Source organism: Brevundimonas sp. NPDC007368 (assembly GCF_042869015.1).
Taxonomy (GTDB): domain Bacteria; phylum Pseudomonadota; class Alphaproteobacteria; order Caulobacterales; family Caulobacteraceae; genus Brevundimonas.
The window spans coordinates 695,482-711,064 of the sequence record NZ_JBIAFA010000001.1 but is presented as its reverse complement, the minus strand read 5'-3'; the positions used below and the strand labels follow the sequence as shown (position 1 = coordinate 711,064).

The 15,583-nt window shown below is 67.4% G+C and carries 16 protein-coding genes; all 16 read right to left on the bottom strand.

Features of this window, described 5'->3' with window-relative positions; translation table 11 throughout:
- Positions 1 to 165: 165 nt before the first annotated feature.
- The 16 genes from ACFYLW_RS03545 to ACFYLW_RS03470 all read right to left on the bottom strand — a co-directional run bounded on the left by ACFYLW_RS03545 (position 166) and on the right by ACFYLW_RS03470 (position 15,556).
- Entirely contained in the window at positions 166 to 348 is a 183-nt protein-coding gene (locus ACFYLW_RS03545; RefSeq protein WP_313102659.1) for a CsbD family protein, read from the bottom strand.
- Positions 349 to 414: 66 nt separating this feature from the next.
- On the bottom strand, positions 415 to 870 hold the full coding sequence (locus tag ACFYLW_RS03540) for an NUDIX domain-containing protein (RefSeq protein WP_313102658.1): 456 nt from the start codon (positions 868 to 870) through the stop codon (positions 415 to 417).
- A gap of 39 nt (positions 871 to 909) precedes the next feature.
- Positions 910 to 1,941: a sensor histidine kinase gene (locus ACFYLW_RS03535; RefSeq protein ID WP_390182854.1), complete on the bottom strand. Its 1,032-nt coding sequence runs from the start codon at positions 1,939 to 1,941 to the stop codon at positions 910 to 912.
- Positions 1,942 to 1,955: 14 nt separating this feature from the next.
- Entirely contained in the window at positions 1,956 to 2,378 is a 423-nt protein-coding gene (locus tag ACFYLW_RS03530) for a response regulator (RefSeq protein WP_313472021.1), read from the bottom strand.
- Positions 2,375 to 3,907 carry a CHASE3 domain-containing protein gene (locus ACFYLW_RS03525; protein WP_390182853.1) on the bottom strand — a complete coding sequence of 511 codons (1,533 nt, stop codon included), beginning with the start codon at positions 3,905 to 3,907 and terminating at the stop codon, positions 2,375 to 2,377. The genes ACFYLW_RS03530 and ACFYLW_RS03525 overlap by 4 nt, the downstream gene beginning before the upstream one ends.
- Positions 3,908 to 3,962: 55 nt before the next feature.
- The gene (flhA, locus tag ACFYLW_RS03520; protein WP_390182852.1) at positions 3,963 to 6,068 is read right to left on the bottom strand and encodes a flagellar biosynthesis protein FlhA; all 2,106 of its coding nucleotides are present in this window, start codon (positions 6,066 to 6,068) and stop codon (positions 3,963 to 3,965) included.
- A gap of 47 nt (positions 6,069 to 6,115) precedes the next feature.
- Positions 6,116 to 7,024 (bottom strand): class A beta-lactamase, encoded by a 909-nt coding sequence (gene bla, locus ACFYLW_RS03515; RefSeq protein ID WP_390182851.1) that lies wholly within the window; start codon positions 7,022 to 7,024, stop codon positions 6,116 to 6,118.
- Between the two features lie 4 nt (positions 7,025 to 7,028).
- Positions 7,029 to 8,441 carry a sigma-54 interaction domain-containing protein gene (locus ACFYLW_RS03510; protein WP_390182850.1) on the bottom strand — a complete coding sequence of 471 codons (1,413 nt, stop codon included), beginning with the start codon at positions 8,439 to 8,441 and terminating at the stop codon, positions 7,029 to 7,031.
- A gap of 41 nt (positions 8,442 to 8,482) precedes the next feature.
- Positions 8,483 to 8,815, bottom strand: a complete 333-nt coding sequence (fliN, locus tag ACFYLW_RS03505; protein WP_292083895.1) for a flagellar motor switch protein FliN — start codon at positions 8,813 to 8,815, stop codon at positions 8,483 to 8,485.
- Positions 8,815 to 9,471: a flagellar assembly protein FlbE gene (locus ACFYLW_RS03500; RefSeq protein ID WP_390182849.1), complete on the bottom strand. Its 657-nt coding sequence runs from the start codon at positions 9,469 to 9,471 to the stop codon at positions 8,815 to 8,817. Before ACFYLW_RS03500 ends, fliN begins: the two co-directional genes overlap by 1 nt.
- Before the next feature lies 1 nt (position 9,472).
- Positions 9,473 to 10,507, bottom strand: a complete 1,035-nt coding sequence (fliG, locus tag ACFYLW_RS03495) for a flagellar motor switch protein FliG (RefSeq protein WP_390182848.1) — start codon at positions 10,505 to 10,507, stop codon at positions 9,473 to 9,475.
- Complete coding sequence (fliF, locus tag ACFYLW_RS03490; RefSeq protein WP_390182847.1) at positions 10,507 to 12,144, bottom strand: flagellar basal-body MS-ring/collar protein FliF; 1,638 nt, start codon at positions 12,142 to 12,144, stop codon at positions 10,507 to 10,509. Before fliF ends, fliG begins: the two co-directional genes overlap by 1 nt.
- Positions 12,145 to 12,412: 268 nt before the next feature.
- The gene (locus ACFYLW_RS03485; protein WP_390182846.1) at positions 12,413 to 13,510 is read right to left on the bottom strand and encodes a Glu/Leu/Phe/Val dehydrogenase; all 1,098 of its coding nucleotides are present in this window, start codon (positions 13,508 to 13,510) and stop codon (positions 12,413 to 12,415) included.
- Between the two features lie 96 nt (positions 13,511 to 13,606).
- Positions 13,607 to 14,650, bottom strand: coding sequence for an alpha/beta fold hydrolase (locus ACFYLW_RS03480; protein WP_390182845.1), 1,044 nt, complete (start codon positions 14,648 to 14,650; stop codon positions 13,607 to 13,609).
- Positions 14,647 to 15,252 (bottom strand): uracil-DNA glycosylase family protein, encoded by a 606-nt coding sequence (locus ACFYLW_RS03475; RefSeq protein WP_390182843.1) that lies wholly within the window; start codon positions 15,250 to 15,252, stop codon positions 14,647 to 14,649. Before ACFYLW_RS03475 ends, ACFYLW_RS03480 begins: the two co-directional genes overlap by 4 nt.
- Positions 15,236 to 15,556, bottom strand: coding sequence for a DUF3253 domain-containing protein (locus ACFYLW_RS03470; RefSeq protein ID WP_292083903.1), 321 nt, complete (start codon positions 15,554 to 15,556; stop codon positions 15,236 to 15,238). The genes ACFYLW_RS03475 and ACFYLW_RS03470 overlap by 17 nt, the downstream gene beginning before the upstream one ends.
- Between the last annotated feature and the right edge of the window lie 27 nt (positions 15,557 to 15,583).

The window sequence follows — 15,583 nt, the reverse complement described above, 5'->3', positions numbered from 1 at the left end:
TAGAGGGTTCAGCAAACTTGGCAATAATAAGCGCCCTCAAGTTTTCGGCCGCGACCGATGCTGGCACGAAGAGGCCTGCGCATCCGGATAGGCGGCGATTGAGCGTATGAAGAAGCCGCCGCTCCTTTTCGGGAACGGCGGCCTGATCGGTGCAAACGGGAGCGGTTAGTTGCGCGTGTCGCGCAAGGTGTCCTTGAGGCCGCCGACGGCGTTCTGAACCTTGCCGGCCACCTGATCGGCGCGGCCCTCGGCTTTCAGCTTTTCGTCGCCGGTCACCTTGCCGGCGGCCTCCTTGATCTTGCCGCCGATGTTCTTGGCGGCGCCTTCGATACGGTCATGATCAGGCATGGGAACCCTCTGTGCTGACGCCGCCGGACTGACGGCGCTTCGACAGAAACAACCGTTCCCGTTGGTTCAGGTTCCCTGAATTCGTGACCGCAACCATTTCACCACGGCCCAGGCGTGGGCTTCGTGGCGCAGACGGGAGACGGCGTCCAGCGGGTCCAGCCAGACCAGTTCGTGATCGGGCTCGCACTGGGTCGAGGCGTCGAAGCCGGTGATCCGCACGGTCCAGAAGCCGCCGGCGTTGTTGACCGGCGAGCCGTCCGTCTTGCGGAAATACTGGGCGGCCTCGGTCAGGCGGTCCTCGGGTTCGACGATCAGCCCGGTCTCCTCGGCGAACTCGCGCACCAGGGCTTGCTGTTCGCTTTCCTCGCCGTCGACAGCGCCGCCGGGCAGGTCGAAATAGCTGCCCTCGCCGCGATCCACGCGCACGCAGGCCAGCTTGCCGTCTCGTTCGACCAGACCGAAGGTCGCGGCGCGGTGGAGGTAGTCGAGGCCGGGACGGGCCGTTCCAAACTGAAGCTTCATCAAGGCAGACTAACGCGCGCCGAAGTCCCAGCGATAGACCTAAAGATCGAAGACCAGCTTCGCCCGAACGCCGGGGTGATCGGCGTCGAATTCAACCGCCGAGCGCAGGCCGCCGGCCATGGCCGAGACGATCTTGCCGCCCAGACCAGTTCCCTTGGGGGTTCCATCGCCCAAGCCGGGGCCGTCGTCCTCAACGGTCAGGATGGCCCGCCCATCGGCGGCGGCTTCCAGCACCACACGGATCTCGCCGCCCTCGCCAGGCGCATAGGCGTATTTGACGGCGTTCGTGACCAGTTCGGTGACGATGACACCCAGCGACACAGCCTGATCCGTCGTCACCCGCATCGGCTCGGCGCGCAGGGTCAGGTGCGGCGAGGTCTCGCTCGGGCCAACCGACTTGCCCAGTTCCTCGACCAGGCCGGTCAGGTATTCGTCCATGGCCACCGTGGCCATGTCCGAGGAGGTATAGAGACGGCGGTGGACATGGGCCACGGCCTCGATCCGCACCTGTGCCTCGCGCAGGGCCGAGCGGGCCCCCTCGTCGGCCAGCTGGCGCAGTTGCAGGGAGATGAAGCTGGACACCAGTTGCAGGGAGTTGCCGACGCGGTGATTGACCTCGCGCAGCATGGCCTCGGCGCGGTCGCGGGCCAGGCGGACCTCTTCCTGGGCGGCTTCGTTCTCGCGCTCCAGTCGGCGGCGCAGCAGGGCGTCCTCGACCGCCGAGCGCAGCAGGGCGGTGAAGTCCTCGGACACGTCCTTGATGACATAGTCGGCAGCGCCGGCGCGCAGGGCGGCCACGGCGATGCGCCCGTCCTGGGCCCCGGTGACATAGACGACCGGCGGGGGGCTGGGCAGGGCCAGGATGTCGGGCAGGACGTCCAGCCCCTCGCGGCCCGGCATGTAGTGGTCCAGGGCGCAGACGTCGAACTCGCCCGCCTGCAGGGCCTCATAGCCCGCGTCGGCGTCGGGCGCACAGGTCACCTCATAGCCGTGGCGGCCGAGCTCTTTCTGGACCAGCCGCGAAAGGCCGCGGTCGTCGTCGATGTAGAGCAGGCGGATGGCGGCCCCCATGTCGCTCGCCTCGCTCAAACCTCGGGCGCCTGCATGACGGACAGGAAGAGGCCCAGTTGCTGGATGGCGCCGGCGAAGGCTTCGTAATCGACCGGCTTGGTGATGTAGACGTTGCAGCCCAGGTCGTAGCAGCGCTGGATTTCGATCTTGTCGTCGGTCGTGGTCAGGATGACGACGGGCGCGCGGCGCAGACGTTCGTCCGACTTCACCTTCTCCAGAATGTCGGTGCCCGACATGTCCGGCAGGTTGAGATCCAGCAGGATCAGCAGCGGACCGTGAGCGCGCACTTCATCGCTGAACAGATAGTCCAGCGCCGCGTCGCCGTGATCGAAGTGAACGATGTCATTGGCGATATTGGCGCGGCGGATGTTTTTTTCGATGAGCTTGGCGTGGCCGTGGTCGTCCTCGACCATGACGATCTTCACCGAGTGGCTCATAGACGGTCTCCTGCATCCCCCGACACGATCAAGCGTGTGGGGAATTTCAAATGGAATGTCGAGCCTTGTCCCAGCTCGGACTCCAGCTCCATGATCCCGCCGAGGCGGCGCACGCTATTGCGCACGAAGGCCAGGCCCAGACCCTCGCCCGGCTGGTCCTGCTTTCCGGCCCGACGGAACAGTTCGAAGATTCGTTCATGGTCGCGCGCCGAGACGCCCCGTCCGTTGTCCGTGATGCGGTAGTGGACGCGGCCGTCGTCGGTCATGTCGCCCTCGACGACGATGCGGACCGGCCGATCCGGCTGCCTGTACTTGACCGCGTTGTCCAGCAGGTTGCCGAAGATCTGCTCAATCGACAAACGGTCGCTCTCCAGCGGCGGCAGGTCGCGCACGATGATCTCGCCCCCGCTCTCCGCGACTTGATGGTGCAGGCTGTCGGCGATGGACTGGACCACGGCCGTCATCGGCAGAACCTCAGGGACCAGGGCCCGGCGGCCTTCGCGCGACAGCTTCAGGATGGCGTTGATCAGGCCGTCCATCTTGGCGGTCGAGGCGCGGATGAAGCCGACCGCCTCGGGCACATCCTCGCGCACGGCGCGGATGGCCTCGGGCTCGATATCCTCGGGATGGCGCTGGGCCAGGGTGGTCAGTTGATGGTCGAAGATCTTGCCGACCTGCTCCAGCTCGGAGGTGTAGCCCATGACGTTGACCAGGGGCGCGCGCAGGTCATGACTGACGATATAGGCGAAGCGCTGGATTTCCTCGTTGGCGCGGGTCAGTTCGGCGGTGCGGTCGCGGACCTGGTTTTCCAGACCGGCGTTGAGCCGATCCAGCTCCATGCGGGCGCTCTCGATCTCCTCGACATACCGCCGCACCAGCCAGACGCTGATCCCGGCTAGGATCAGGATCAGCAAGGCGGCCAGGGCGTTGACCGACACCGTCACAGCCGAGGCGCGCTCGGACTGACGGGTGCGCTCGACCAGACGCCGGGCCTCGACCGCGTCGATGGCGGTCAGCTCGACTCGCATGGCGTCCATCAGGGCCTTGCCCTGGCCGCTGCGGATCTGGGACACCGCCTCGCCGATCCGACCCGTGCGGGTCAGGGCGATGGTATGGTCCATCAGGGTCATGCGCTGGTGATAGAGGGTCTCGACCCGCGCGATGCGGGGCTTCAACTCCTCGTCGTCGCCGATCAGGTCCTCCAGCCGCGCCAGCACAGCGGGAAGCTCGGCCACGGCGCGATTGTGGACGCCCAGATACTCAGCCCGGGCCGTCAGCATGAAGCCGCGCTGTCCCGTCTCGGCGTCGGCCAGAAGGCTGAGCACGTCCTTGGAGGCCAGACGCACCTGCTGGCTGTGATCGACCGTGTCATTATAGGCCGACGTCCGCCGGATCATCACGAAGGTGGCCGCGTTTACCGCCAGCAGCAGCAGGATGGCCAGGGCCAGCAGGGCGATGATCGAACGACTGAGGGTCGGCGTGCGCAGGAAGGCGCCAAAGGTCCGAAGGGCCGGCCGGATGCGTTTCATAAGGGCCAGCTTATCGCCCGAACCCCTTGAGTCCAGTCGTTAACCTCGATCCTGATCAGACCGAGCCGACGGTCCTCAGACGGGCCTTCGGATGAACCTCGTTCTGGCTCATCACGACCGTCTGGCCGCGGAAGCGCTCGATGATCGAACGGACGTAGGGGCGGACCTGGGGGCCGGTCAGCAGGACCGGGTTCTCGCCCGCCATGGCGGCGCGCTCGAAAACGTCGCGGACGTTGCGGATGAAGTCCTGCAGGCGGCTGGGGGCCATGGCCAGCTGCTTGTCCTCGCCGGGGCCGATCAAGCTCTCGGCGAAGGCCTGCTCCCAGTCGGGCGACAGGGTGACGATGGGCAGGGCGCCGTCGTCGCCGCGGTTGGCCCAGCACAGCTGGCGCGCAAGGCGGGTGCGGACATGCTCGACCAGGGTGGTGACGCTGGTGGTGTGGGGCGCGGCTTCGGCCAGACCTTCGAGGATGGCCGGCAGGTCGCGGATGGAGACCTTTTCGCGCAACAGGCTCTGCAGCACGCGCTGCAGGGTGGTGACGGTGACGACGGTCGGGATCAGTTCCTCGACCAGCTTCTTCTCTTCGCCGTTCAGTTCGTTGAGCAGCTTCTGCACCTCGGCGTAGGACAGCAGCTCGGCCATGTTCTCCTTGAGGATCTCGGTCAGGTGCGTGGTCAGCACCGTCGAGGGATCGACCAGGGTGTAGCCTCGGAACGTAGCCTCTTCGCGCAGGCTCTCGTCGATCCAGGTGGCGGGCAGGCCAAAGGCGGGCTCGCGCGTATGCTCGCCCGGCAGCTCGACCTGACGGCCAGCCGGGTCCATGGCCATCAGCGACGACAGGCGCACCTCGCCGGCCCCGGCCTCCATCTCCTTGATGCGGATGGCGTAGCCCTGATTGGGCAGGCGCATGTTGTCGAGAATGCGCACGCTGGGCATGACGAAGCCGTATTCCTGGGCCAGCGAGCGGCGCAGGGCGCGGATCTGATCGGTCAGGCGGCGGCCTTCCAGGTCGTTGATCAGGGACAGCAGGGCGTAGCCCAGCTCGATCTTGACCTCGTCGATGGTCAGGGCGGTCGAGATCGGCTCCTCGACGTCCTCCTTGGGCTTGCCCAGGTCCACGGCCCCCTCGACCGGGGCGGGCTTCAGCCGATCACGGCCCAGCTTCCACGCCATGAAGCCCGAGCCCAGAGCCAGCGCGGCGAAGGGGATCAGCGGCATGCCGGGGATCAGGCCGATCAGGCCCGCCGCGCCGGACACCACGCCCAGCGACACCGGGTTGCTGGCCAGCTGGCTGACCAGGGCCTTGTCCGCCGAGCCCTCCACGCCCGCCTTCGACACCAGGAAGCCGGCGGCGACCGACACGATGATGGCCGGAATCTGGGTCACCAGACCGTCGCCGACCGTCAGCTGGACATAGGTGTTGGCCGCCTCGCCCACCGGCATGCCGTGCTGCGTCACCCCGATCAGCAGGCCGCCGATGGCGTTGATGAAGGTGATGATCAGGCCCGCCACGGCGTCGCCGCGCACGAATTTGGAGGCGCCGTCCATGGCCCCGAAGAAGGTGGATTCCTGCTCCAGCTCCTTGCGGCGCAGCTTGGCCTGGTCCTCGGTGATCAGGCCCGACGACAGGTCGGCGTCGATGGCCATCTGCTTGCCCGGCATGGAGTCCAGGGTGAAGCGGGCCGAGACCTCGGCGATGCGGGTCGACCCCTTGGTGATGACGACGAAGTTCACCACCAGGATGATGGCGAAGATAATCACCCCGATGATGAAGTTGCCGCCCATCATCAGTTCGCCGAAGGCGTTGATGACCTGACCGGCGCTGTCGTGACCTTCCTGACCGTGGGTCAGGATCAGGCGCGTCGAGGCCAGGTTGAGCCCCAGACGGAACAGCGTCGAGACCAGCAGGACCGTGGGGAAGATGGCGAAGTCCAGCGGCCGCTTCATCATCACGGCCGTCATCAGGATCAGCACGCTGGACACCAGCGAGATGGCCAGCAGCAGATCCAGAAGCATCTTCGGGATCGGCAGGATCAGCAGCATGATGACCGCGATCACGCCAACCGCCAACCCCACGTCGCCGCGCAGCAGCCAGCCGAGCGCGTCGCGCCCGGTGGGGCGCGCGTAGCCGTCCTTCATCAGGATCGGCGCATCAGCCATGGCGGCGGACGAAGGTCATCCCGCCTGATGACAGGATTCGCGCGGTCTCAGCCATGCCCCAGCGCCTTGAGCGCCAGACGGGTGGCGTCGGCGATGACGGCTTCACGCTGGTCGTCCGTCGAATCCCGCGTGGCGTGGAAATAGACAGCGATGACGACAGGCGCGCCGCCGTCAGGATGCTGGATCAGGCCGATGTCGTTGGTCGGTCCATAGCCGCCGGTGCCGGTCTTGTGCGCGACGGTCCAGCCGGCGGGGACGCCCGCCTTGATCCGCCCCTGGCCCGTCGGCGTCTCGGTCATCCAGCGCATCAACAGGGCCTTGGACGCCGGGTTCAGCGGGGTGTCGGACGCGACCAGCAGACGGCTGATGTTCCGCACCGACTGGATCGGTGTGATGGTGTCCTTGTCGCCATCGAGACGGTTCATCTCGGGCTCGAGACGGTCGACGCGGGTGCTGTCATCGCCGATGCCGCGATAGAAGGCGCGCAGGGTCTCCAGCCCGCCCATCTCGCGGATCAGGATGTTGGCGGCAGGATTGTCGCTGACCTCGACCGTAGCCTTCATCAACTGCTCGACGGTCAGGGTCGAACCAACCGCCTTTTCCGTCACAGGTGCGTGGTCGATCATGTCGGCGGCGGTGATCGGGACGGCGCGATCCAGCCGCTCCTGCCCCGCCTGGACCCGCAGCAGGGTGGCGGCGGCGAGATACATCTTGAAGGTCGAGCAATAGACGAAACGCTCGTCGCCGCGCCAGGCGGCGTTGACGCCGCCGGAGGCGACGGCCAGGCCCAAACGGCCGCCATGTCGGGCTTCCAGATCTGACAGGTCCAGATCCAGGGCTCCGGCGTCCTCAACATCAGCGTCCAGATCGGCCTCGGCCGACTTCACCTCGCGCGAGCAGGCCGCCAGCATCAACGCGCCTGCGCCCAGCAGAACCGTCCGGCGGTCGGCGCGCATGGGTCTAGCCCGCCGCGCCATAGGCGGCGGCAACGCCCGATTGCGGCGCCGGGATGGCCGTGCCCTCGTCGGCGTATTCGTTCAGCTTGTTACGCAGGGTGCGGATCGAGATGCCCAGGATAGTCGCCGCATGGGTGCGGTTGCCCAGGCAGTGGTTCAGGGTGTCGAGGATCAGGGTCTTTTCCATTTCGGCCACGGTCTGACCGACGAAGCTGCGGGTCATGGCGTCGGCCATCTGGGCCGCATGACCGGCGACGCCGGCGTCATAGGTCGAGGCGATGGGCGACGGGGCCGCCGCGCCGCCTTCCAGCAGAGGACGGCCGTCCGGCAGGCGGATGGCGTCGACGTCGATCTCGGTCCCCGTCGCCAGCAGGACGGCGCGGTGCATGGCGTTTTCCAGCTCGCGCACGTTGCCGGGCCAGCGGTGGCCCACCAGGGCGCGGCGGGCCTCGACCGAAATCGGACGGGGCGGCACGCCGTTGGCGGCGGCGTATTTACGGATGAAGTGGTCGCACAGGACGGCGATGTCGCCCGGACGCTCGCGCAAGCTGGGCAGGCGCAGGTTCACCACGTTCAGGCGGTACAGCAGGTCTTCGCGGAAGGTCCCCTCGGCCACGGCCTTGGCCAGGTCGCGGTTCGAGGTGGCGATGATGCGGATGTTGACCGGCACGGGCTTGGAGCCGCCGACGCGGTCGATGACCCGTTCCTGAATGGCGCGCAGCAGCTTGGCCTGCAGGCGAGCGTCCATCTCGCTGATTTCGTCCAGCAGCAGGGTGCCGCCGTCGGCCTCCTCGAACTTGCCGATGCGGCGCGCCACGGCGCCGGTGAAGGCGCCCTTCTCGTGGCCGAACAGCTCGGATTCCAGCAGGTTGTCGGGGATGGCGGCGCAGTTGACGCTGATGAAGGGTTTGTCCGCCCGCTTGGACCCGGTGTGCAGGTAACGGGCCATCACCTCCTTACCGACACCGCTTTCACCGGTGATCAGAATGGAGGCTTCCGAACGCGCCACCTGGTCGGCCAGGCTGATGACGGCCTTCATGGCCGGATCGGCCGAGATCATCGGACGCTCGTCGTCGGCCACAGCCGAGAGAACGGCGGCGATCAGGTCCGCTTCGGGCGGCAAGGGGATGAACTCCTTGGCCCCGGCGCGAATGGCGTCGGCGGCTTCGCGGGCGTCGGCGTCCACGCCGCAGGCCACGACCGGGACGTGGATGCGCTCGGCGTCGTTGGCGGCGATCAGGGCGGCGATGTCGATACGGTAGTCGACCATCATCAGGTCGGCCCCCTGCCCGCGCCGCAGTTGCTCGGTCGCCTGATCGGCGCGCTCGACGTGCTGCACCTTGGCGCCGTGCGCCATGGCCATCTTCACCGCCGTCGCCAGCTGTCCGCTGAGCCTGCCAACCACCAGAAGCCGCATGGGTCTTCTCCTCTAATTCTGCATCAGGATCCGGCGGCCGATCAGGCGCCAGAATCCTCGGTCTTGATGATTTCCGTCATGGTCACGCCCAGACGGTCCTCGACGACGACGACCTCCCCGCGGGCGACCAGGCGGTTGTTGACGAAGATGTCGATGGCCTCGCCGACCTTGCGGTCCAGCTCCAGCACGCTGCCGCGGTTCAGCTTCAGCAGCTGGGCGACCGACATATGGGCCTTGCCGAGCACGGCGGAGATGTTGACCGGCACGTCGAAGACCGTGGCCAGGTCGGCGGCGGACTTGTCCCCCCCCTCGTCGGCGAGGGTCAGGGCGGTGGAGTCGCCGAACTCTTCCAGCGAGAGATCGTCGGTGGCCATCAGAAGGCGCTCCTGTCGAGGGATTCAGCATGGCCGGCCTCGCCCGCGAGCGCGGCCTCCAGGGCGGCGGAAACGCGGGCGGCGACGCCCTCGGGATCGAACTCGGCGCGGCCGTCGGCCCATTCCAGGGCGAAGGCGGCGGCGGGCGCGCCGACATCCTCGCGGAAGGCGATCAGACCGGTGAAACCGGCGTCGGCGCACAGGGCCTCGATGTGGGCGCGGGTCGTCTCGTCCAGACCGGCGGCCCGCACCAGAAGACGCGGCGAGGCGTCGATCTCCTGAGCCAGCTGCTCGATGGCGGCTTCCAGCGGGCGGCGCGGGAAACGGTCGAAGGCGGCGGAGGCCAGGACGCGAGCAGAGGCGACCGCCAGCTCGGCCGACTGGTGACGATGGGCCTCGGCGATGGTGCTGAGAGCGCCGGCGGCATGAGCCGCCTGCTGGGCCAGGGTCGACAGAGCGTCGGCGCGCAGGGCCTCGACCTCGGCAAGAGCCTGCTGACGGGCCTCCAGTCGCGCCTGAGCGATCAGGGCGTCGACCTCTGCGGGGGCGAAGGAGCGCTTGACCGGCTGCCAGGCCGATGGACGCACGACGTCGCCCGAGGCGTCGAACTCGGTGTCGAAGATGAAGGGGCGTGCGGTGGAGGGGATGCCGGTCATGTCAGTAGATCAACTCGTCGTCAGCGCCCTGGCCGGCCAGCATGATGTCGCCGCGCGCGGCCAGGTCCTTGGCCACCTGGACCATGGTCATCTGGGCGGCGTCGACGTCCTTGAGGCGGACAGGGCCCATCGACTCCATGTCCTCCCGCATGATCTTCGAGGCGCGCTCGGACATGTTGGAGAAGAACATTTCGCGCAGTGAATCCGAAGCCCCCTTCAGCGCCAGGCCCAGTTGGTCCTTCTCGACCGCCCGCAGCAGGGTCTGCACGCCGCCGGGATCCAGCTTCGACAGGTCCTCAAAGACGAACATCAGCGAGCGGATGCGCTCGGCCGAGTCGCGGCTGCGTTCCTCCAGGGCGCCGATGAAGCGGGCCTCGGTCTGGCGGTCGAAGCTGTTGAAGATGTCGGCCATCAGTTCGTGGCTGTCGCGCTTGGAAGTGCGGGCCAGGTTGGACATGAACTCGGTGCGCAGGGTCTGCTCGATCTTGTCCAGGATGTCGCGCTGCACCGGCTCCATGCGCAGCATCCGCTGGACGCACTCCAGGGCGAAATCTTCAGGCAGGGCCGTCAGCACGCGCGAGGCGTGGTCGGGCTTCACCTTGGACAGGATGACGGCGACCGTCTGCGGGTATTCGTTCTTCAGATAGTTGGCGAGGACGGCCTCGTTCACATTGCCGAGCTTGTCCCACATGGTCCGCCCGGCCGGGCCGCGGATTTCCTCCATCAGGGCGTCCACGCGGTCGCCCGGCATGAAGGAGGCCAGCAGGCGCTGGGTCTGCTCGTAGCTGCCCATCAGGGCGCCGGCGCCGCCGATGCCCGAGACGAACTCGACCAGGACTTCCTCGACCACCGAAGCGGCCACGGTTCCGAGACCGGCCATGGCCTGGGAGACCTCCTTGATCTCCTCCTCGTCCAGCTGCTGCCAGAGGATGGTGTGCTCTTCGCCCAGAGACAGCAGGACGACGGCCGCCTTCTCAGGCCCCGTCAGTTTGCGGATGTCGTCGATCGGACCCTTTTTGCTCACGAGACGGGTCATTAGCTTTCATGCACCCAGGAGCGAAGGATGGCGGTGGATTCCTCCGGGTGGGAGTCGACGAAGTCCGCGACCTTCTTGATCGAGGAGGCCTTCACCTGGCCCTCGATGCGGGCGATGTCGAGCCGCTGCTCCATGTCGGTCGGCCCCGCCAGCATCTGGGGCTGGCCCGGCAGGACGCCGCCGACGATCTGGGCGTCCAGCGGGGTCACGGGAACGCCGTCGGCGCCGACCAGGGCGGGCGCACCGGCGCCGCCGGTGGCCGTCTTCAGCAGCGGACGCACGACGAAGAAGATCAGCAGCAGCCCGGTCACCAGCAGGACCAGCAGTTCGACGCCGCGCATGATGTCGTTCTTGTCGAAGTTGAACATCGACGAGCCTTCGTCCGCGCCCGGCGCCGCCGAGGGTTCGCGGTTGAAGCGGACGTTGACCACCTCGATCTTGTCGCCCCGCGTCTCGTCGATGCCGACGGCGGCGGCGACCAGGGTCTTGATCTGCTGCACTTCTTCCGCCGTGCGCGGGGCGTAGGTCGGCTCGCCCTTGCCATCGGCGGCGGGGGTGTACTTACCGTCCACGGCGACCGAGACCGACAGCTTCTTGACCTCGCCAGGCTCCTTCACCGTCGTCGTCGTGGTGTTGGAGATCTCGTAGTTCGTCGTCTCGGTGTTTTCCGAGTTGGTCGAGCCGATCGGCGTGGTGTTCGGGGCCTGACCGCCGGGGATGTTGTTGGTGGCGGTGACGCCGCCGTCGGCCTGACCCGTCGTGTCCTGCGACTGGGAGCCGTTGGTAGAGGTCGAGCGGACGACCTGACCGTCGGGATCGAACTTCTGTTCCTGGGTGGTCGAGCGGCTGTGGTCGATGTCGGCCGTCACCTGGACGCGGGCCGCGCCGGCGCCGACGACGCCCTCGACGATATCCTTGATGCGGGTCTGGAGCTGGGACTCGGTCGTGGCCTTGGCCGCCTCGGCGTTGGCCGAGGTGAAGCCGGTGTCTTCCGAACCGGCGGCCAGCGTGCGGTTGGACTGATCCGTCACCGTGACCTTGTCCGGCTTCAAGTTCGGCACCGAGGAGGCGACGACGTTGCGGATGGCGCGGACCTGGTCGGCGCTGAGGTCGCGACCGCCGACGCCGACGACCACGGCCGCGGTGGGGTCGGTGGCGGCGGCCTGGAACATCTCGCGGCGCGGCATGGTGATGTGAACGCGGGCCGAGGTGATGCCGCGCATCGACATGATGGTGCGCGACAGCTCGCCTTGCAGGGCGCGCTGCTCGTTCAGATTCTGCTGGAACTCGGTCTGGCCCAGAACCGACTGGTTGTCGAAGATCTCGTAGCCGACGCTGCCCGAGGTCACGAGCCCCTTGCCCGCCAGCATCAGGCGCGCCGTGCCGACCTCGTCCCGGCTGACGAAGATGGTCGAGCCGTCGCCCTTGGAGCTGTACTTGATGCCCGCCTGATCCAGGGCGGCGCTGATCTCGGAGGCTTCGCGCAGGTCGAGGTTGGAATAGAGCAAGGCGTCCGGCGCCTGGCCCACGCGCAGCATGACGGCGACCAGCACCGCGGCCACGCCGGCGGCGACGCCGAGCACCGCGGCCAGACGGCCGATACCGAACTTCTGCAACGCCGCCGTGAAGCCGCCCACGCGTCCCCGCCCATCCACAAACGGGATGAACTGATCCCGCTAGGCAGAAACTGCCGCCTGGATGGTAAACGCCGCGTTAAGATGCGTTAAAGATTGAGGGAATCCGGGTGGCTCTCCCTCCCCTTCATGGGGAGGTTGGTCGCGAAGCGACCGGGTGGGGAGGGCCGGAAGGACAAAGGGCGGCGCATCTTTCGACACACCGCCCCCCACCCGGCCTCGCCCTGCGGGCTCCGCCACCCTCCCCATGAAGGGGAGGGAGAAATATTACTTATGCCGCCTTCAGCAGCTCCGCCTTCTGATCCGCGGCCGCCTTGATGCGGGCTTCGGCGATGGCGTCGGCGATCAGGTGGGTCGGCTTGTTCTCGACCACCGAACGCTCGAGGATTTCCTCGAAGGTGTCCATCAGGCGCGACAGCTTGCCTTCGACCCACGAGGCGTCATAGGCGCCGCCCGACTGGCGGGCGTTCATTTCCGAGGCGACGTTGATGATGCCGCCGCCGTTGACGACGTAATCGGGCGCATACAGCACGCCGCGACGGAACAGCTCGTCGCCGATGTCGGCGGTGGCCAGCTGATTGTTGGCGGCGCCGCAGACGGCCTTGACCTTGAGGCGGTCGAGCGTCTGCAGGTTCAGCGTCGCGCCGAGGGCGCAGGGCGCATAGATGTCGGCGGCGACGTCATAGATGGCGTCAGGGGCGACGATCTCGGCGCCGGTCGCGGCGGCGACGGCTTCCAGATTGGCCTGGTTGACGTCGGTGATGATCAGCTTGGCGCCGGCCTTGTGCAGCTTCTCGGCCAGATAGGCGCCGACGTGGCCCACGCCCTGGATGGCGACGGTCAGGCCGGTCATGTCGTTCTGCTTGAACAGGCGCCGCGCGACGACCAGGTTCGAGCGGAACACGCCCTCGGCGGTGACGGGGCTGGGGTCGCCCGAGGCTTCCGGGCCGTCCTTCAGGCCCAGGACATATTCGGTGACCTTGCGGGCTTCGGCGATATCCTCGACCGAGGTGCCGACGTCTTCGGCGGCGTAGTAGTTTCCGCCCAGACCGTTCAGGGCGCGACCGAAGGCGCGGAACAGTTCCGGCGACTTCTGGGTGCGGCTGTCGCCGATGATGACCGACTTTCCGCCGCCCATTTCCAGGTCCGCCACGGCGTTCTTGTAGCTCATGCCCTTGGACAGACGCAGGACGTCCTCCAGCGCCTCGGCGGCGGTGGCGTAGTTCCACATGCGAGTGCCGCCGACGGCGGGGCCGCGCGCGGTGGAGTGAACCGCGACGATGGCCTTCAGGCCGGTTTTCTCGTCGTGGAAGGCGTGAACGCCCTCATGGTTCGCGAAAGAGGGGGAATCAAACAGCGTCTTGCCCATGACAGGCCTTTCCTGGGGTATTTTTTATGCGCGTGGAGATACGCCGCGCCCGCCTACAGGGCAAGCGTGTCGGTTTCGCGTCAGGAAAAGGCGCGTTCAGCGCGCTTTCGGGTCAGCCCGCAGGGCCGGAAGCACCGGTCCGGCGCCGGACGGCAAGGGGGCGGCGGCGTCGCGCAACCAGGCCTCGACATCACGATAGACGACCTCGCCCTGAAGGTCGCGGTTCAGAATGTGCCAGCCGTCCGGATAATAGGCCGTGCGCAAATCGGGCCGCTCGCCCGCCCGTTCCAGCGCCAGGCGCATCGGCCCCTTGCGCACGATCTGGTCGTGGGCGCCGTAGAGCAGCAGGGTCGGCTTCTGGACCGCGCCGAGGCGCAGCGACGCCGCCTCCATCAGATCGACCAGGCCGTGCATGGAATCGAAGCGGGTCGAGATGATGCTTTGCGGATCGCGGCCGTTGCGGATCAACTCCAGGGTATTGTCCGAGGCGCGGATGTTGCGCACCGCAAAGGCTGGCGGTTCGACCGCCTTGCCGCCCATCAGGCGAGCGGCGGCCCAGAGCCCCGCGCGGTTGAACGGGCTCTGGCTGGACCAGCCCCAGACGCCGGGGGCCAGAAGGATCACCCGGTCGGCGTCGGGCGGAGCCTCGCCTCCAAAGGCGGCGATGGTCGAAGAGCCGCCCATGCTTTCACCCGCCACAACGATCATCGCATTGGGGCGCTCGGCGCGCACCAGTGAGACGATGGTGCGCAGGTCGGCGCTGGTCAGGCTTTCGGGCGCAAACTCGCCGCGATGCGGCGACAGGCCGAAACCGCGCTGGTCATAGGCCCAGGTCTCGATGCCGCGCGTCGCCCACCACGGCCCGGCCAGCCGGAATGAGGCGTAATGGTCGTTGAAGCCGTGCAGGGCGACGATGACGGCCCAGGGCTGCTGGTCCTGCGGACTCCAGCGCAGATAGGGCAGACGGGCACCGTCCTGGACCACGAAGGCGCCCCGCCCTTCGGTCCCCGCCTCGATACGCGGGCCGTGGAAGCCGTTGGGCGGCGCCTGCGGTCCTTGCAGGTGCGGCGTGGCGCAGGCGGACAGGGCGAGCGAAAGGGCCAAAAGACCCGCCGTCAGTCCGCTCCGCCAGATGCTCACGCCAGAATCTCCGCTGTCCTCTGGCGAAGGTAGGGCAGAATCTCAGCCTCGAACCACGGGTTTTTCTTCAGCCAGGCGGTATTGCGCCAGGACGGGTGCGGCAAGGGCAGGATGGCGGGGGCATAGTCGCGCCAGGCGCGGACGGTTTCGGTCATGTTGGATCGGGCCCGGTCGCCCAAGGCCCAGGTCTGGGCGTAGCCGCCGACCAGCAGGGTCAGCTCGACGTTCGGCAGCTCGGCCAGCAGGCCGGGCCGCCACAGCTCGGCGCAGCGGCGCGGCGGCGGATAGTCGCCGCCTTTCGGGTCGGTCCCCGGAAAACAGAAGGCCTGAGCCGCGACGCCCAAGCGAGGATCGCTGTAGAAGGTCGCCTCATCCACGCCCATCCAGTCGCGCAGACGAACGCCGGACGGATCGGTGAAGGGCAGACCGCTTTCATGCACCCGCCGCCCGGGCGCCTGACCGCAGATCAGCAGCCGTGTTTCGGGGGCGACCATGACCACCGGGCGCGGCGTGTGGGGCAGTTGTCCCAGACACGCCCGGCAGGCGCGGATCTCGGCCAGGACATTGTCCAGATCGCTTTCCGGTTCAGTCGAAATCGTCATCCGAAGCTTCGACCGGCGGCAGGGCAGCCAGGGCCGCAGCCGTCTCGGCTTCGGTCGGCAGGCGCAGGCGGATCACGCCCTTGAAGGCGTTCGGATCGACCGCCTTGCCCTTCTTGGTGATGGTCAGCTTGCCCTGACGCATCAGGCCCAGGGCCGTGGCGCGGACCTTGGGCAGCATGCGCTGCCACTGCTCGGGCTGCAGCTCTTTCGCCACGTCCGAGGGTTCAATGCTCTTGCCGCCGACGTTTTTGGGGTCGGCCTTGGCCAGTTTTTCGAAAATGGCCGCTTCGATTGGATCGCTCATCGGGTCTATATGCTGCACCGCAAGATC